The 16,904-nt window shown below is 75.1% G+C and carries 17 protein-coding genes; all 17 read left to right on the top strand.

What is annotated here, in order from left to right; all coding sequences use genetic code 11:
- Positions 1–518, top strand: a 518-nt coding sequence (locus AB0K82_RS41060; RefSeq protein WP_364408094.1) for a CHAD domain-containing protein, incomplete at its 5' end; no start/stop codon positions are given.
- A 213-nt stretch (positions 519–731) separates the two neighbouring features.
- Positions 732–2,771 (top strand): phosphocholine-specific phospholipase C, encoded by a 2,040-nt coding sequence (locus tag AB0K82_RS41055; protein WP_364408091.1) that lies wholly within the window; start codon positions 732–734, stop codon positions 2,769–2,771.
- A 197-nt stretch (positions 2,772–2,968) separates the two neighbouring features.
- Entirely contained in the window at positions 2,969–3,571 is a 603-nt protein-coding gene (cobO, locus tag AB0K82_RS41050; protein WP_364408089.1) for a cob(I)yrinic acid a,c-diamide adenosyltransferase, read from the top strand.
- A gap of 34 nt (positions 3,572–3,605) precedes the next feature.
- Positions 3,606–5,006, top strand: coding sequence for a cobyrinate a,c-diamide synthase (locus tag AB0K82_RS41045; RefSeq protein WP_364408123.1), 1,401 nt, complete (start codon positions 3,606–3,608; stop codon positions 5,004–5,006).
- On the top strand, positions 5,003–5,539 hold the full coding sequence (locus tag AB0K82_RS41040; protein WP_364408086.1) for a GNAT family protein: 537 nt from the start codon (positions 5,003–5,005) through the stop codon (positions 5,537–5,539). Before AB0K82_RS41045 ends, AB0K82_RS41040 begins: the two co-directional genes overlap by 4 nt.
- A complete protein-coding gene (cobI, locus tag AB0K82_RS41035) occupies positions 5,536–6,282 on the top strand; it encodes a precorrin-2 C(20)-methyltransferase (RefSeq protein WP_364408083.1) in 747 nt (248 codons plus the stop codon). The genes AB0K82_RS41040 and cobI overlap by 4 nt, the downstream gene beginning before the upstream one ends.
- The gene (gene cobM / locus AB0K82_RS41030) at positions 6,279–7,076 is read left to right on the top strand and encodes a precorrin-4 C(11)-methyltransferase (protein WP_364408081.1); all 798 of its coding nucleotides are present in this window, start codon (positions 6,279–6,281) and stop codon (positions 7,074–7,076) included. The genes cobI and cobM overlap by 4 nt, the downstream gene beginning before the upstream one ends.
- 7 nt (positions 7,077–7,083) lie before the next feature.
- Positions 7,084–8,241 (top strand): cobalt-precorrin-5B (C(1))-methyltransferase, encoded by a 1,158-nt coding sequence (locus AB0K82_RS41025; protein ID WP_364408078.1) that lies wholly within the window; start codon positions 7,084–7,086, stop codon positions 8,239–8,241.
- Positions 8,238–9,416, top strand: coding sequence for a precorrin-6y C5,15-methyltransferase (decarboxylating) subunit CbiE (cbiE, locus tag AB0K82_RS41020; RefSeq protein WP_364408075.1), 1,179 nt, complete (start codon positions 8,238–8,240; stop codon positions 9,414–9,416). Before AB0K82_RS41025 ends, cbiE begins: the two co-directional genes overlap by 4 nt.
- Positions 9,413–11,161 carry a precorrin-3B C(17)-methyltransferase gene (gene cobJ / locus AB0K82_RS41015; RefSeq protein WP_364408072.1) on the top strand — a complete coding sequence of 583 codons (1,749 nt, stop codon included), beginning with the start codon at positions 9,413–9,415 and terminating at the stop codon, positions 11,159–11,161. Before cbiE ends, cobJ begins: the two co-directional genes overlap by 4 nt.
- Positions 11,158–11,442: a 4Fe-4S binding protein gene (locus AB0K82_RS41010; protein ID WP_364408069.1), complete on the top strand. Its 285-nt coding sequence runs from the start codon at positions 11,158–11,160 to the stop codon at positions 11,440–11,442. Before cobJ ends, AB0K82_RS41010 begins: the two co-directional genes overlap by 4 nt.
- A complete protein-coding gene (locus AB0K82_RS41005; protein ID WP_364408067.1) occupies positions 11,439–12,509 on the top strand; it encodes a HoxN/HupN/NixA family nickel/cobalt transporter in 1,071 nt (356 codons plus the stop codon). Before AB0K82_RS41010 ends, AB0K82_RS41005 begins: the two co-directional genes overlap by 4 nt.
- Positions 12,506–13,123, top strand: coding sequence for a precorrin-8X methylmutase (locus AB0K82_RS41000; RefSeq protein ID WP_364408064.1), 618 nt, complete (start codon positions 12,506–12,508; stop codon positions 13,121–13,123). Before AB0K82_RS41005 ends, AB0K82_RS41000 begins: the two co-directional genes overlap by 4 nt.
- Positions 13,120–14,019, top strand: coding sequence for a sirohydrochlorin chelatase (locus AB0K82_RS40995; RefSeq protein ID WP_364408061.1), 900 nt, complete (start codon positions 13,120–13,122; stop codon positions 14,017–14,019). Before AB0K82_RS41000 ends, AB0K82_RS40995 begins: the two co-directional genes overlap by 4 nt.
- Entirely contained in the window at positions 14,009–15,229 is a 1,221-nt protein-coding gene (locus AB0K82_RS40990) for an aminotransferase class I/II-fold pyridoxal phosphate-dependent enzyme (RefSeq protein WP_364408058.1), read from the top strand. The genes AB0K82_RS40995 and AB0K82_RS40990 overlap by 11 nt, the downstream gene beginning before the upstream one ends.
- 10 nt (positions 15,230–15,239) lie before the next feature.
- Positions 15,240–16,412 carry a nicotinate-nucleotide--dimethylbenzimidazole phosphoribosyltransferase gene (cobT, locus tag AB0K82_RS40985; protein WP_364408056.1) on the top strand — a complete coding sequence of 391 codons (1,173 nt, stop codon included), beginning with the start codon at positions 15,240–15,242 and terminating at the stop codon, positions 16,410–16,412.
- Between the two features lie 60 nt (positions 16,413–16,472).
- The coding region (locus tag AB0K82_RS40980; protein ID WP_364408053.1) for an NAD(P)-dependent oxidoreductase at positions 16,473–16,904 on the top strand (432 nt) is incomplete at its 3' end.

Raw genomic sequence — 16,904 nt, 5'->3', positions numbered from 1 at the left:
TCCCGCCCCCCCGCCCCCACGCCCACCCCGTCCGCCCCGCGCCCCACGCCCCCCCCCGCCCCCCCCCCCGCGGGCCCCCCCCCCCCCCCGCCCGGGCGGAGACGGCCAAGGCCGTCGCGAAGGCCTGGCGGAAGATGCTGCGCCGCCATGCCCACGCGGCCGGCCTGCCCGCCGGTCCCGCGCGCGACGCGGCACTGCACCGGACCAGGAAGGCCGCCAAGCGCGCCCGCTACACCGCCGAGGCCGCCGCGCCCGCCCTGGGCTCACCCGCCAAGAAGCTGGCCCGCCGGGCCGAGCGGCTGCAGGAGGTGCTCGGCGCCCACCATGACGGTGTCGTCGCCGCCGAGCGGCTCGGTGAGCTGGCCCGCCGGACCGGGACGCCGGCCGTCGAGGCGTTCGCCCTCGGCCGGCTCGTCGAGCGGGAGGAGCGCGGCCGGGAACGTCCGCTGCGGGACCTGCCGGCCGCGGTCAAGAAGGCCGCCAGGCGCAAGCCGCTCCGGAGACTCGGCGCGAGCTGACGCACCCGGCGGTTCCCCGAGCGGCGCGGGCGGGCGCCTCGTGCTCAGACGGCACCCGGAGCGAGTGCCGCCGAGGCGCCTCCCCGGGCCCGGGCGCGGCGGTCCGGGTTGGCCAAGGCTTCTCCCGGATTTATCCCGTCGGCCGTGATGAGTTGTGAATCGCTTGAGATCACTGTCCTGCCCCGATGACCCCGAACTCCGAGGCAGGACCTCATGAGCATCGACCGTCGACGATTCCTGCAGCTCGCCGGTGGTACGGCCGCGATGACCGCGCTGTCCACGAGCATCGCCCGCGCCGCGGAGATCCCCGCCGCCCGCCGCAGCGGCACCCTGCGCGACATCGAGCACATCGTGGTGCTCATGCAGGAGAACCGGTCCTTCGACCACTACTTCGGCACGCTGCGCGGCGTGCGAGGCTTCGGCGATCCGCGGCCCGTGACGCTGCCCGGCGGCAAGCCGGTCTGGTACCAGTCCGACGGGACCAAGGACGTCCTTCCGTTCCGGCCGGACGCCACCGACCTCGGCCTGCGCTTTCTCCAGGACCTCGACCACAGCTGGAACGGCGGGCACGCGGCCTGGAACAACGGCGCGTACGACCGCTGGGTGCCGGCCAAGACCGCCACCACGATGGCCTACCTCACCCGCGAGGACATCCCGTTCCACTACGCGCTGGCCGACGCCTTCACGATCTGCGACGCCTACCACTGCTCGATGATGGGGCCGACCGATCCGAACCGTTACTACATGTGGACCGGCTACACCGGCAACGACGGCAACGGCGGCGGCCCGGTCCTCGGCAACGACGAGGCGGGATACTCATGGACCACCTACCCGGAGCGCCTGGAGAAGGCCGGGATCTCGTGGAAGATCTACCAGGACGTGGGCGACGGCCTCGACGCGAAGGGCTACTGGGGCTGGACCGGGGACGCCTACATCGGCAATTACGGCGACAACTCGCTGCTGTACTTCGCGCAGTACCGGAACGCCGAGCCCGGCGACCCGCTGTACGACCGGGCGCGCACCGGCACCGACGCCAAGCACGGACAGGGGCTCTTCGACGTCCTCCGCGCCGACGTCAAGGCGGGGAGGCTGCCGCAGGTCTCCTGGATCGCGGCTCCCGAGGCGTTCACCGAGCACCCGAACTGGCCCGCCAACTACGGCGCCTGGTACATCGCCCAGGTCCTGGACGCGCTGACCGCCGACCCGGACGTGTGGAGCAGGACCGCGCTGTTCATCACCTACGACGAGAACGACGGCTTCTTCGACCACGCGGTGCCGCCGTACCCTCCGTCGTCTCCCGCGCGGGGACGTTCGACGGTGGACGTCAGCGGCGAGGTCTACCACCCGGCGGGGCCCGGCGGTGACGTCGCGGGCCCGTACGGCCTCGGGCAGCGCGTCCCGATGTTCGTGGTCTCGCCGTGGAGCAAGGGCGGCTGGGTGTGCTCGGAGGTCTTCGACCACACCTCGATCATCCGCTTCATGGAGCAGCGCCTCGGGGTCCGGGAGCCGAACATCTCGGCCTGGCGCAGAGCGGTCTGCGGCGATCTGACCTCGGCGTTCGACTTCGGCCGGACGGCCGCCGCGATGCCCGCCCTCCCCGACACCAGCGGGTACCTTCCGCCCGACCGCGACCGGCACCCCGACTACGTGCCGAAGCCGCCGGCGCACCCGGCACTGCCCCGTCAGGAGCGCGGGCTGCGCCCCGCCCGGCCGCTCCCGTACGACCTGATGGCGGACGGTCGCGCGAGCGCCACCGGCCTGGTGATCGAGTTCGCCGAGCACGGTGCGGCGGCCACCGCCCTCCAGGTCACCTCCGCGACTCACCCCGGCGGGCCCTGGACCTACACCATCGGGCACGGCACGCGGCTCTCCGGGACGTGGGGTCCGGGCGCGTACGACTTCGAGGTGCACGGCCCGAACGGCTTCTTCCGGCGGATCGCGGGCCGCGGCGGCGCCGGCCCGGAGGTGTCGGCACGCCACGACGGGAGCGCTGAACGGGTTCGCCTGGTGCTGACCAACGACGGCGAGCAGCCCGTACGGCTGACGGTCAAGGACGCCTACGGCGACGAGCGGCCGGTGACGTACCGGCTGCGGCCGGGCGGGCACGCCGTGCACGTCGCGTCGGCCCGTCGCCGCCACGGCTGGTACGACCTGTCGATCGTGTCCGACGACGAGAGGTTCCTCCGGCGGCTGGCCGGTCACGTCGAGAGCGGACGCCCGAGCACCAGCGACCCGGCGATCGCCACGGTCTGAGCCGTGTCCGGGCGAAGCGCAGCCAGCGGGCTTCGGAATGGAAGCCCAGCAGTACTTGGGCGACGGCCAGGCAGATGAGTTCGGAGCCGTGACCGGCCTCCCCGGCGTCGCCGTGACCGGCCTCCCCGGCGTCGCCGTGACCGGAGTCTCCGTCGACGCCATGACCTCGCCCCGCCACCGTTCCGGGAAGGACTGACATGCCGCAGGGAAAACCGTCGCAGGTGCCCGACGACGGGCTGACCACCCGGCAGCGCCGCAACCGGCCCCTCGTCGTCGTCCACACCGGGCCGGGCAAGGGCAAGTCGACCGCCGCCTTCGGACTGGCCCTGCGCGGCTGGAACCAGGGCTGGCCGATCGGCGTGTTCCAGTTCGTCAAGTCCGCGAAGTGGCGCATCGGCGAGGAGCGGGCGCTGCGGGTGCTCGGCGAGTCCGGCGAGGGCGGCCCGGTCGACTGGCACAAGATGGGCGAGGGCTGGTCGTGGATCCAGCGGCCCGGCACGGAGGAGGATCACGCCGCGGACGCCCGCGAGGGCTGGGAGCAGATCAAACGCGACCTCGCCGCCGAGACCTACACGCTGTACGTGCTGGACGAGTTCACCTATCCGATGAAGTGGGGCTGGGTGGACGTCGAGGACGTGATCGCGACGTTGCGGGACCGGCCGGGGTACCAGCACGTCGTCATCACCGGCCGCGACGCCGACCCGCGCCTGGTGGAGTTCGCCGACCTCGTCACCGAGATGGGCAAGGTCAAGCACCCCATGGACGCGGGCCAGAAGGGGCAGAAGGGCATCGAGTGGTGAGCCCCTTCCCGACGACGGGGCCGGCCCGGTGAGGATGCCGAGACTCGTCGTCGCCGCCCCCGCCTCCGGGAGCGGGAAGACGACGGTGGCGACCGGGCTGATGGCCGCGCTGACCGCCGACGGGCTGACCGTCTCGCCGCACAAGGTCGGGCCGGACTACATCGACCCGGGCTACCACACGCTCGCGGCCGGGCGGCCGGGCCGTAACCTCGACCCCTGGCTGACCTCCGAGGACCTCATCGCGCCGCTGTTCCTGCACGGCGCGCGCGGCGCGGACGTCGCCGTCGTCGAGGGCGTGATGGGGCTGTTCGACGGGGCCGAGGCCGCCGGGGGCGGGTTCGCCTCGACGGCGCACGTGGCCCGGCTGCTGGAGGCGCCCGTCGTCCTCGTCGTGGACGCCTCGTCGGCGGGCCGCTCGATCGCCGCGCTCGTCCACGGGTTCGTCACCTACGACTCCACGGTGCGGATCGGCGGCGTGATCCTCAACCGGGTCGGCTCGGAGCGGCACGAGCGGATCTGCCGCGCGGCGATCGAGGAGACCGGGCTGCCGGTGCTCGGCGTGCTGCGGCGCGACGCGGACGTCGCCACCCCGTCGCGTCACCTCGGCCTCATCCCGGCCGCCGAGCGCCGCGCCGAGGCCGTACGCACCGTCGAGCGGCTGGGCGCGCTCGTCGAGGAGTCCTGCGACCTTCGTGGCCTGCTCGCCCTCGTCCACGGCGCCCCGCCGATCGACGCCCGCCCCTGGGACCCGGCCGCGCCGGCGGACCGCCCCGAGGGTCCGGCGGAGGCCGCCGTACGGCTCGGGGAACCGGAGGGTGCCGCCCGGCCCCTGGAACGGACCGCGGGCCCCGCGCGTCCGGTGGTGGCGGTGGCGGGCGGACCGGCGTTCACGTTCGGGTACGCCGAGAACGACGAGCTGCTGAGCGCGGCCGGGGCGGAGGTCGTGCCGTTCGACCCGCTGCGCGACGAGGCGCTCCCGGAGGGCACGCGCGGCGTCGTGATCGGCGGCGGCTTCCCCGAGATGTACGCGGCGGAGCTGGCGGCCAACGAGCCGTTGCGCCGGCAGGTCGCCGCGATCGACGGCCCGATCTACGCCGAGTGCGCCGGCCTGCTCTACCTCGCCCGCACCCTCGACGGGGCGCCGATGTGCGGGGTCCTCGACGCGGAGGCGCGCATGACCGGCCGGCTCACGCTCGGCTACCGGGAGGCGGTGGCGTTGCGCGACTCGCCGGTGGCGCGGACGGGCGAACGCTTCCGCGGCCACGAGTTCCACCGCACCGCGGTGAGCCCCGGACCGGGCGCCGAGCCCGCCTGGCGGTGGGCGGGCGCCGATCCGGAGGGATTCGCCGGGCGCCTGCGACTTGCCTCCTACCTTCATCTCCATTGGGCTGGTAGTCCGGAGATGGCGAGCCGTTTCGTGGGAGCGTGCCGATGACCTTCGACCAGGGTGTGCTGCTGGAGAGCCAGCGGCTGCTGCTCCGCCCGTTCGAGGAGGGCGACGCCGGTGACGTCCTCGCGGCGAGCCACGACCCGGAGATCCTGCGCTGGATGGCGTGGGCGCCCGCCCAGACCGCCGAGACGGCGCTGGCCTGGTGCCTGACCGACTCCCACGTCGATCCGATCCACGGGATCAACTTCGCCATCGTCGGCGGCGACCGGTTCGTCGGCACCGTCGGCCTGAGCCGTACGGACTGGACGGACGGCCGCGTCGAGGTCGGCTACTGGATCGCGCCGTGGGCGCGGCGCAAGGGGTACGCCGTCGAGGCGACGCGCGCCGCCGCCGCGTACGCCTTCCAGAAGGGACTCCACCGGGTCGAGCTGCTGGCCGCCGTCGGCAACCGCGCCTCGCAGGCCGTCGCGGCGAAGGCCGGCTTCACCCGGGAGTGCGTGCTCCGCGAGGCCACCCTCACCCCGGCCGGGCGGGTCGACGCCGTGCTGTTCAGCCTGCTGGAGAGCGAGCTCACGTGAACACCGACAAGCGGCTGATCGGCGTCGGTGTCGGGCCGGGCGACCCCGAGCTCGTCACCGTCCGCGCGGTCCGGATCCTGCGCGAGGCCGACGTCGTGCTCGTCCCGGTGATGGCGCTCGACGAGCCCGGCCGCGCCGAGTCCGTCGTACGCGCGTACACCGACCGGGCCGAGCGCGTCGTCTTCGCGCTCAACGACCGGGGTGGGCGCAGCGAGCGGCGCGTCGGCGCGTGGGACGCCGCCGCGCGCCGGGTCGTCGAGGCGTTCGCCGGCGGCGCGCGGACGGTGGCGTTCGCGACGATCGGCGACCCGAACGTCTACTCCACCTTCACCTACCTGGCCCGGACCGTACGCGACCGGGAGCCGGGCGTGGAGGTCGAGACCGTGCCGGGTGTCACCGCCATGCAGGACCTCGCCGCGCGGTCGGGGACGGTCCTGACCGAGGGCGACGAGTCGCTGTGCCTGCTGCCGCTGACGGGCGGCACGGGCCGGCTGCGCACGGCCCTGGAGACCTGCGACACGGTCGTCGCGTACAAGTTCGGCCGGGTCGCGGACGAGACCCTGGCGGCCGTACGGGACGCCGGCCGGCTCGACGACGCGGTGTACGGCGCGCGGCTCGGCCTGCCCGACGAGGACGTGCGCGCGGCGAAGGGACTCGAAGGGCCGGTCCCGTACCTGTCGACGCTGATCGTGCCCGGCCGCCGGACCGTCACCGGCGGCAAGCTGAACAGGGGGAAATCGTGACGACCGGACGTGTGGTGTTCGTGGGGGCGGGGCCGGGCGCGGCGGACCTGCTGACGTTCCGGGCCGCGAAGGCGATCTCCGAGGCGGACGTGGTGATCTGGGCCGCCAGCCTGGTCCACGAGGACGTGCTCCAGCACGCCCGCTCGGACGCGGAGATCGTCGACTCGGCGCGGCTGCCCATGGAGGGCGTGCTGCCGTACTACGAGCGCGCCGCCGCCGAGGGGCTGACCGTGGCGCGGATCCACTCCGGCGACCCGGCCCTGTGGGGCGCGCTGCAGGAGCAGCTCGACCGCTGCCGCGCCCTCGGCCTGGACGCCGAGGTGGTGCCGGGCGTGTCGAGCTTCTCGGCCGTCGCCGCCGCCGTCGAGCGGGAGCTGACCATCCCGGAGGTCGCCCAGTCGGTGATCCTCACCCGCCTCGGCGGGGGGAAGACGCCGATGCCGCCGGGGGAGGAAGTGCGGGAGTTCGCCCGGCACGGCACGACGATGGCGCTGTTCCTGTCGGCGGCGCGCTCGAAGCAGCTCCAGGAGGAGCTCCTCGAGGGCGGCTACCCGCCGGACACGCCGTGCGTGGTCGCCTACCAGTGCACCTGGCCGGATGAGCTGATCGTGCGGTGCCGCCTGGACGCCCTGGAGGAGACGGTCAAGGCGCACAAGCTGTGGAAGCACACCCTCGTGCTGGTCGGCGCGGCGCTGGCGGCCGGCGGCACGCGTTCGCACCTGTACCACCCGGGCCACTTCCACGGCCACCGGCGGGCGGACCGTACGGCGCGCCGGGCGCTGCGGGGCGGCTGAGCGGGCGATGACCACCCCGTACGAGCCCGACATGCCGCGGACCATGAAGGTCCGCGGCAAAGCGCTGCGCACCGGCTGGACGACCGGCACCTGCGCCTCGGCGGCGGCCAAGGCCGCGGCGGAGGCGCTGGCCACGGGCGCCGCGCCGGAGGTCGTCGAGGTGGCGCTGCCGTCGGGCCGGCGGGTGACGTTCGCGGTGGACTCCTGCGCGCTCGGGGAGGGACGCGCCGAGGCGGTCGTGGTCAAGGACGCCGGGGACGACCCGGACGTCACGCACGGCGCCCACCTGACCGCCACCGTCTCCTGGCGGAACGAGCCGGGCATCGAGCTGGACGGCGGCGTCGGGGTCGGGGTCGTCACCAAGCCCGGCCTCGGCCTGGAGGTCGGCGGCCCGGCGATCAACCCGGTGCCCCGGCGGATGATCGAGCAGGCGGTGGGCGAGTCGGTGGACCTGGACACCCGGGGCGTACGCGTCGTCATCTCGGTGCCCGAGGGGGAGAAGATGGCGCGCAAGACCACGAACAGGCGGCTCGGCATCCTCGGCGGCATCTCGATCCTGGGCACGACGGGCGTGGTCCGGCCGTTCTCGACGGCGTCGTGGCGGGCGAGCGTCGAGCAGGCGGTCTCGGTGCTGGCCGCGCAGGGGGAGAGGACGCTGGTCCTGTGCACCGGCGGCCGTACCGAGCAGGGCGCGATGACGCTGCTGCCCAAACTGCCCGACGTGTGCTTCGTCGAGGTCGGCGACTTCACCGGCGCCGCGCTGCGCAGGGCCGTGGAGCACGGCGTCACGCAGGTGGTGTTCGTCGGGATGGCCGGCAAGCTGACCAAGCTCGCGTCCGGCGTGCTGATGACGCACTACACCCGGTCGAAGGTCGACACCGCGCTGCTCGGCGAGATCACCAGGGACATGGGCGCTTCGGCGGACCTGGCCGCGCGCGTCGCGGAGGCCAACACCGCCCGCCACGCGTACGAACTGTGGGAGGAGGCGGGGCTGCTCGGCCGCGCCGGCCGCGAGCTGTGCCGCCGCGTCGCCGGGGTGCTGGAACACTTCGCCGCGGACCAGGCGGCCCAAGTGCCCGGCGCGAGCGGGATCGCGGCGCAGGTCGTGCTGGTCGACTTCACCGGCAAGCGGATGATCGCGATGTACGGGCGGCTCGCCCGATGATCACCGTGGTGGGCTGCGACGGCTCTCCGCTGTCGCGGGAGGCGACGGACCGGCTCCAGGCCGCCTCCCTGGTGGTCGGCGGCCGGCGGCACCTGGAGTCCGTACGCCCGCCGGAGCGGGCCCGCCGCGTCGTGCTCGGCGACGTGGCGGGGGCGCTGGCGGACATCGACGCGGCGGAGGGCGACGTCGTCGTGCTGGCCAGCGGCGACCCGGCGTTCTTCGGCATCCTGCGGGCGCTGCGCGGGCGCGGCCACGCCCCGGAGGTGCTGCCCGCCGTGTCGTCGGTGGCCACCGCGTTCGCGCGGATCGGCCTGCCCTGGGACGACGCGGTGGTGGTGAGCGCGCACGGCCGCGACCCGCGCACCGCCCTCAACGCGTGCCGGGCGCTGCCCAAGGTCGCCGTCCTGACCTCCCCGGCCTGCGGCCCCCGCGAGATCGCCGCCGGGCTCGCCGGATGGGACCGGACCCTCTGGGTGGCCGAGCGTCTCGGCGGTCCCGGCGAGCGCGTCGTCCGCCGTACGCCGGCCGAGGCCGCGGCCGGCGACTGGGCCGACCCGAACGTCGTGGTCGTCCTCGACGAGGACCGGCTCGCGGCCGCCGCCCGCGTGCACGACCAGCCCGCCGCGCCGCCCGACGGCTGGGCGCACGCGGACGACTCCTACGCGCACCGCGCCGGGATGATCACCAAGTGGGAGGTGCGGGCCGTCGTGCTGTCCCGCCTGCGGCCCACGCTCGGCAGGCTCGTCTGGGACGTCGGCGCGGGCAGCGGGTCGGTCGGCGTCGAGTGCGCCGAGCACCACGCGGCCGTCATCGCGATCGAGCGCGACCCGGCGGCCTGCGAGCTGATCCGCCGCAACGCCCGCTCCTCCGGCGTACGGGTCGTCGCGGGCGCCGCGCCCGAGGCGTACGACGGGCTGCCCGACCCCGACGCGGTGTTCGTCGGCGGCGGCGGCCTCGACGCGCTCGGCGGTGCGCTCGCCCGCCGTCCCGAGACGGTCGTGGCGACGTTCGCGGCGGTCGACCGGGCGGCGGCCGCGCGGCGGCTGCTGGCCGACGCGGGCTATGCGGTCGAGGGCGTGCAACTGGCGGCGTCGCGGTTCGCCGACCTGCCCGGCGGGTCGTTCCGGCTGGAGGCGCAGAATCCGGTGTTCGTGCTGACGGGGAGGTCGCGGTGACGGAGACGATGGGGCGGATCGGGGTCGTCGCGGCGACCGCGAGCGGCCGGGTCGCGGCCGAGACGCTGCGCGCGGCCTGGCCGGACGAGGTCCGCGTGCTGACCGCCGACAAGGCCGCCGACGCGCTCCGCGAGGCGTGGCGGACCTGCGACGCGATCGTGAGCCTCCTCGCCGTCGGCGCGACGGTCCGGGTCCTCGCGCCGCTGCTCGGCCACAAGACCACCGACCCCGCGGTCGTCTGCGTGGACGAGTCGATGGCGTTCGCCGTCGCCGTCCTCGGCGGCCACCACGGCGGCAACCTGCTCGCCCACCGGCTGACCGGAGTGCTCGGCTGCACGCCGGTGGTGACCACCGCCAGCGACCGGAGCAACGTCACCCCGCTCGACTCCTACGGCGCCGACCTCGGCTTCACCGTGCACGACCCCACCGTGCTCGCGCACGTCGGCGCGGCCGTGCTGTCCGGCGAGCCGGTGCGGATCGAGGGCGCCGAGGACTGGCCGCTGCCCCCGCTGCCGCCCAACGTCACCGCCGGCGCCGAGGACGCCGCGCACCGCGTCCTCGTCACCGACCACGCCGCCATGGACTGCATGTGCCACGACGGGTGGTTCGGCGGCGCGCTCGTCTACCGGCCGAAGTCCCTCGTCGTCGGCGTCGGCTCGGCGCGCGGCGTGTCCGCCGAGGAGGTCGGGACGCTCGTCGACCAGGCCCTGGCCGCCGGCGCGCTGGACCCCGCGTCCGTCCGCTGCCTGGCGACCGTGGACCTCAAGGCCGACGAGGAGGGCATTCTCCAGGCGGCCGCGGCACGCGGCTGGGAGGTCGTCACCTACCCGGCCGAGGCGCTCGCCGCCGTCGCCGTGCCCAACCCCTCCGAGGTGGTCCGCGCCGAGGTCGGCACGCCCAGCGTCGCCGAGGCCGCCGCGCTGCACGGCGCGCGGACGCACGGCCGGGCCGCCGAACTCGTCGTCGAGAAGCGCAAGTCCGCGAACGCCACGGCCGCCGTCGCCCGGCTCGCCCCGCGCGGCCGGCTCGCCATCGTCGGGCTCGGGCCCGGCGCGCGGGACCTGCTCACGCCGCGCGCGATCGCCGCGCTGCAGCGGGCGTCCGTCGTCGTCGGCCTCGACCAGTACCTCGACCAGGTCCGCGACCTCATCCGGCCCGGCACGCGCGTCATCGCCTCCGGCCTCGGCCAGGAGGAGGAACGCGCCCGCACCGCGGTCGCCGAGGCGTCGGCCGGCCGCGCGGTCGCGCTCGTCGGCTCCGGCGACGCCGGGGTGTACGCCATGGCCAGCCCGGCGCTGGAGTTCGCCGACGCGGACATCGACGTCGACGGCGTCCCCGGCATCACGGCGGCGGTGGCCGCGTCGAACCTGCTCGGCGCCCCGCTCGGCCACGACCACGCCTACATCTCCCTGTCCGACCTGCACACCCCTTGGGAGGTCATCGAACGCCGCGTCACCGCCGCCGCCGAGGGCGACTTCACGGTCTGCTTCTACAACCCGCGCAGCCGCGCCCGCGACTGGCAACTGCCGAAGGCCCTCGCGATCCTCGCCGCGCACCGTCCGCCGCAGACCCCGGTCGGGTACGTCCGCAACGCCGCCCGCCCCGACCAGACCGTGACGCTGACGACCCTCGCCGAGCTGGACCCGGCGCGGATCGACATGTTCACCGTCGTCATCGTCGGCTCCAGCCGCAGCCGCGCGGTCGCCGGCCGGTTCGTCACCCCGCGCGGGTACCGATGGGCGTGAGCGAGCCGCGTCCCCGGAGACGGGCGGGGGACGCGGTCCTGACCGTGCGCGTCACCGAACGCTGCCAGGGCTGCGGAGCCTGCCTGCTCACCTGCCCCGAACACGCCATCCGCCCGCACGCCGGGTGGGCCGCGCACGGCGGCGACCCGCTGCGGGTCCTGCCCGAACGGTGCACCGGATGCGGCGAATGCGCCGAGATCTGCCCGGTCGACGCCATCGAGGAACTTCCCGCGACCCGGCGCACCGGCCGGGTCGGCGGGCCGTCGAAGGAGGCCCCTTGACGACACCCCCCGTGCCGCTGACGGTCGGGACCTGGACGCGCGCCGAACGCGCGCGCCTGTCCGGGATCGTGGGCGTCATCGCGCTGCTGCACATCACCGGCTGGTCGCTGTACTTCTACTACTCCCGCAACCTCGCCGCGGCCGGCTCGTTCACCGCCGCCGGCGTCACGGCGTACGTCCTCGGCATGCGGCACGCGTTCGACGCCGACCACATCGCCGCGATCGACGACACGACCCGGCTGATGCTGCAGCGCGGCCGCCGGTCCGTCGGCGTGGGCTTCTTCTTCGCGATGGGCCACTCGACGGTCGTGCTCGTGCTCTCCACCGTGATCGCCCTGGCGGCGGGCGCGGCCACGACCGCGCAGATCGACTCGTTCCGGGAGGTCGGCGGAGCCATCTCGGTCGTCGTCGCGATGGGCTTCCTGCTGCTGGTGGCGGCCCTGAACGCGGTGGTGCTGCGCGGCGTCGCCGGGCTGTGGCGGCGGATGACCCGCGGCGACCTCGACGAGCGCGAGCTGGAGATCCAGCTCCTCAACCGCGGCCTGATGAACCGCGTGCTCGGCGGCCGGGCCCGCGCGTTGATCAAGTCGTCGTGGCACATGTACCCGGTCGGCCTGCTGTTCGGCCTGGGCCTGGAGACCGCCTCGGAGGTCACCCTTCTCGGGCTGGCCGCGCAGAGCGCGGGTCAGGGCGCGCTGCCGCTGCTGGCGACGCTGACCCTTCCGCTGCTGTTCGCCGCCGGGATGAGCGCGCTGGACACCTGCGACAGCCTGCTGATGACCCGGGCGTACTCCTGGGCGTTCCGCAGCCCGGCGCGCAAGCTCTACTACAACATGGCGACCACCGCGATGACGGTGCTGATCGCCGGCTTCATCGGCAGCGTCTACCTCGCCGACCTGCTCGCCAAGTACGCCGGTGCGGCGTTCCTCGACTCCTACGCCGCCCTCGCCGACCGGTTCGAGTACCTCGGCTACGGAATCGTCGCCGTGTTCGTCATCTCCTGGCTCGTCGCGGCCGTCCTCTGGAGAGCGGGCCGGTTCGAACAGCGCTACGGGAGCAGTGCATGAACACCAGGACCATCCATCCCATCGAGGAACAGTCGTACGAGATCCTGCGGTCGCGCGTCGACCTCAGCCCGATGCCACCCCTGTGGCGGGCGGTCGCCGAGCGCGTCATCCACGCCAGCGCCGACCTGGAGTACGCCGTCGACCTCGTCACCGACGAGGCCCACCTGCGGCGCGGACTGCGGGCGCTGCGGGCGGGGGCGCCGGTCGTCACCGACGTGGCCATGGTCGCCGCCGGCATCACCGGCCGGGAGACGATCTGCTCGGTCGGCGACCCGGCGGCCACGCGGATGGCGCGGGCCGCGGGGATCACCCGCTCGGCCGCGGCGATCCGCCTGTCGTACGCCGAGGTCGGCCGGGGCGCGATCTGGGTCGTCGGCTGCGCGCCGACCGCCCTGGAGGAGATCATCGCGCGCGACGTCGACCCGGCGCTCGTGATCGGGCTGCCGGTCGGGTTCGTCGGCGCCGCCGAGTCCAAGGAGGCGCTGCGCAAGAGCGGGCTGCCCGCCGTCAGCAACGTCTCCGAGAAGGGCGGCTCCGCCGTGGCCGCCGCCGCCCTCAACGCCCTCCTCTACTACGAGGGCACGGCCGACGAGGAAGAAGAAGGTAACGTATGACGCCGCTGCTGCTGGTCGGGCACGGAACGCGCGACGAGAGCGGGGCCGAGGAGTTCGGCCGGTTCGTCGAGCGGTTGCGGGGCCGGCTGCCGGTCGACGTGTCCGGGGGGTTCATCGAGCTGTCGCCCCCGCCGCTGACCGACGCCGTCGCCGAGCTGTACGACGCCGGGCACCGGCACTTCGCCGCCGTGCCGATGGTCCTGGTCGCCGCCGGGCACGGCAAGGGCGACATCCCCGGCGCGCTGGCCCGTGAGCGGGCGCGCCGGCCCGGCCTGTCGTACGTCTACGGCCGTCCCCTCGGCCCGCATCCCAAGCTGCTGGACCTCCTGGACGAGCGCCTGTCCGCCGTCCTCGACCCGGCCGAGCGCGCCGACACCGCCGTGCTGCTCGTCGGCCGGGGCTCGACCGACCCGGACGCCAATGCCGAGGTCCACAAGGTCGCCCGGCTGCTGTGGGAGGGCCGGGGCCTCGGCATGGTCGAGCCGGCGTTCGTGTCGCTGGCCCGGCCCGGCGTCCCCGAAGGGCTCGACCGCTGTCGCCGGCTCGGCGCGCGCCGCGTGGTCGTGCTGCCCTACTTCCTGTTCCCCGGCGTGCTGCCGGACCGTGTGGCGGCGCAGGCCCACGCCTTCGAGGACGTGGAGGTCCGGTGCGCCGATGTGATCGGCGACTGCGACGGGCTCGCCGACCTGGTCGTCGAACGCTACGAGGAGGCCCTGGCCGGCGACATCCGGATGAACTGCGACACCTGCGTGTACCGCATCGCGATGCCGGGCTTCGAGGACCGCGTCGGAGCGCCGCAGGTTCCGCACCACCATCCCGACGACCCCGCGCACGGCCACGGGCACGCGCACGTCCACGCTCATCCGGACGACCCCTCGCACGCCCATGCGCGCTGACATCGACCTGCGTCACCACGGCGACGCGGAGGTGGGGCCCGGCCTGGTGGACCTCGCCGTCAACGTCCGCCCGGGGACGCCACCAGCCTGGCTCGCCGCGCTGCTGCGCGACAGCGTGGCCGGGCTGGCGGCCTATCCCGACGCCGCCCGCGCGCGGGCGGCGGTGGCCCGCCGTCACGGCCGCGCTCCGGAGGAGGTGCTGCTGACCGCGGGCGCGGCGGAGGCGTTCGTCCTGCTCGCCCGCGTCCTCACGCCCCGGCGCCCGGTCGTCGTGCATCCGCAGTTCACCGAGCCGGAGGCCGCGCTGCGGGCGGCGGGACACGAACCGGACCGGGTCATCCTGAACGGCGACTTCCGCCTCGGCGCGGTGCCCGGGAAAGGCGCGGCGGTACCTGGATACGGGCCGGCGTCCGGTGCCGGCGCGGTGCCCGGTGCCGGGCCGGTGTCCGGCGACGGCGCGGTGCCTGGAGACGGCCTGCTCTCGGGGGACGGCCTGGTCTCGGGGGACGGCGCGGTGCCCGGCGAAGGGACGACGTCCGCGGCCGGCCTGGTGCCCGAGGACGCCGACCTGGTCATGCTCGGCAACCCGACGAACCCGACGTCCGTGCTGCACCCGGCGGCGGCGATCGCGGCGCTCGCCCGGCCGGGCCGGACGCTGGTGGTCGACGAGGCGTTCATGGACTGCGTCCCCGGCGAGATCGAGAGCCTCGCGTCCCGTGCCGGAGTCCCCGGGCTGGTCGTCATCCGCAGTCTCACCAAGACCTGGGGCCTGGCGGGACTGCGCGTCGGCTACGTCCTCGCCGAGCCGTCGCTGATCGCCCGGCTGGCCGAGGCGCAGCCGCTGTGGTCGGTGTCCACCCCGGCGCTGGTCGCGGCGGAGGCCTGCACGAGCCCCCGGGCCCTCGCCGAGGCCGACGCGTGGGCGCGCGACCTGGCGATCGAGCGGGACCGGCTGGCGGCGGAGATCCGCGCACTGGGCGCGCACGTCGTGCCCGACGCGCGGGCCTCGTTCGTGTGCGTGCGGGTCCCCGGACCGTCGGACGGCCTGGCCGTACGCGCGGCGCTGCGCGACCGCGGCTACGCGATCCGGCGCGGCGACACCTTCCCCGGGCTCGGCCCCGACTGGCTGCGCGTCGCCGTACGGGACGCCGCCACCAACGACGCCTTCACCGGCGCGCTCAAGTCCGTGCTGACCGACCTGACCTGCTAGGGAGAAGCAGATGGAACTGATCGCCGAGACGGTCGCCGCGATCCGGCCGCTGGACGAAGCGGCGATGCGGGCGGCCCGCGAACGGCACGACCGGTTGACCAAGCCGCGCGGCTCGCTCGGTGAGCTGGAAGAGCTGGGGATCCGTCTCGCCGGGGTCGCCGGCGTGTGCCCGCCGCCGCTGCCCGCGCCCGCCGCGGTGGCGGTGTTCGCCGCCGACCACGGCGTGCACGCCCAAGGCGTGACCCCCTGGCCGCAGGAGGTGACCGGCCAGATGGTGCACAACTTCCTCGCGGGCGGCGCGGTGGTCAACGCCTTCGCCCGGCAGGTCGGCGCCGAGGTCACCGTCGTCGACGTGGGCGTCAAGGGAGACCTGCCCGAGGCGCCCGGCCTGCTCGCCAGGAAGGTCGCGAACGGCACCGCCGACATGACCCGGGGCCCGGCGATGACCGCCGAGCAGGCCCGGCGGGCCGTCGAGGTCGGCATCGAGACCGCCCGCGACCTGGTCGCGGCGGGTCACCGCTGCCTGCTGACCGGGGACATGGGCATCGCCAACACCACCGCCTCGGCCGCCCTCATCGCCGCCTTCACCGGCCGCGCGCCCGACGACGTCACCGGGTACGGCACGGGTATCGACGACGCCACGCACGCCCGGAAGGTCGAGGTCGTCCGGGCCGCCCTCACCCGCGCCCGTACCGAACTGCCCGGACACGACGGGACGGCGGGCGCGGACGCCCGGGTGGCGTCCGCCGCTCCGCTCGCGGTCCTCGCGCAGGTCGGCGGCCTGGAGCACGCGGCGCTCGCCGGTTTCGTCCTCGGCGCGGCGGCCCACCGCGTCCCCGTCGTGCTCGACGGTGTGATCGCCGGCGCCGCCGCGCTCGTGGCCGTCGCGCTCGCCCCGGGCGCCCGCGACTTCTGCCTCGCCGGGCACCGGTCCGCCGAGCCGGGCCACGCCGCCGCCCTGGCGTTCCTGGAGCTGAGCCCGCTCGTCGAGCTGCGGCTCCGCCTGGGGGAGGGAACCGGCGCCCTCCTCGCCCTGCCCCTCGTCGCCGGCGCCGTACGGGTGCTGCACGAGGTCGCCACGTTCGACTCGGCGGGCGTCGCGGACAAGGACGCCGCCGGTGTCGCCGCGGCGGGTCCGGCCGGGGAGGCCGAGAATGACGCCGCCGCGCCGGATGGCGCCTGACCGGCGCGGGTACCTTTGGTGCCGGACCAGACCGACCACGTCTCGACCAGGAGATCTTTCGTGCCGCCCTACCTTCTCGGTCTGCGCTTCGACGGCCGCCGCGTCGTCGTCATCGGTGGCGGGCGCGTCGCCCAGCGCCGCGTCCCCACGCTGCTGGCCGCCGGCGCCGACGTGCTGCTGATCGCGCCCGAGGCCACGCCGATGCTGGACGATCTGGCCGCCCGCGGCGAGATCACGTGGGAGCGCCGGGCGTACCGGCCGGGCGACTGCGCCGGCGCCTGGCTCGTGCAGGCCGCGACCGACGACGGCGAGGTCAACGCCGCGGTCGCCGCCGAGGCCGAGGGCCAGGGGACGTGGTGCGTGCGCGCCGACGACGCGGAGCTGTCCCCGGCCTGGACCCCGGCGAGCGGCCGGGTCGGCGAGACCACCGTCGGGGCGGAGGAGGACGCCGCCGAGCGCACCACGTTCGAACCGCGGTCGGAGTCGACCGGC

Source organism: Actinoallomurus sp. NPDC052274 (genome assembly GCF_040679475.1).
Taxonomy (GTDB): Bacteria; Actinomycetota; Actinomycetes; order Streptosporangiales; family Streptosporangiaceae; genus Actinoallomurus; species Actinoallomurus liliacearum.
This window is presented reverse-complemented; position numbering and strand designations above follow the sequence as displayed.

Coding starts and splice junctions, on each gene's coding strand:
- cbiE (WP_364408075.1), top strand. CDS start 8,238: ATGATCACCGTGGTGGGCTGCGACGGCTCTCCGCTGTCGCGGGAGGCG.
- AB0K82_RS41025 (WP_364408078.1), top strand. CDS start 7,084: ATGACCACCCCGTACGAGCCCGACATGCCGCGGACCATGAAGGTCCGC.
- AB0K82_RS41055 (WP_364408091.1), top strand. CDS start 732: ATGAGCATCGACCGTCGACGATTCCTGCAGCTCGCCGGTGGTACGGCC.
- cobO (WP_364408089.1), top strand. CDS start 2,969: ATGCCGCAGGGAAAACCGTCGCAGGTGCCCGACGACGGGCTGACCACC.
- AB0K82_RS40995 (WP_364408061.1), top strand. CDS start 13,120: ATGACGCCGCTGCTGCTGGTCGGGCACGGAACGCGCGACGAGAGCGGG.
- AB0K82_RS41040 (WP_364408086.1), top strand. CDS start 5,003: ATGACCTTCGACCAGGGTGTGCTGCTGGAGAGCCAGCGGCTGCTGCTC.
- cobT (WP_364408056.1), top strand. CDS start 15,240: ATGGAACTGATCGCCGAGACGGTCGCCGCGATCCGGCCGCTGGACGAA.
- AB0K82_RS41045 (WP_364408123.1), top strand. CDS start 3,606: ATGCCGAGACTCGTCGTCGCCGCCCCCGCCTCCGGGAGCGGGAAGACG.
- AB0K82_RS40990 (WP_364408058.1), top strand. CDS start 14,009: ATGCGCGCTGACATCGACCTGCGTCACCACGGCGACGCGGAGGTGGGG.
- AB0K82_RS41000 (WP_364408064.1), top strand. CDS start 12,506: ATGAACACCAGGACCATCCATCCCATCGAGGAACAGTCGTACGAGATC.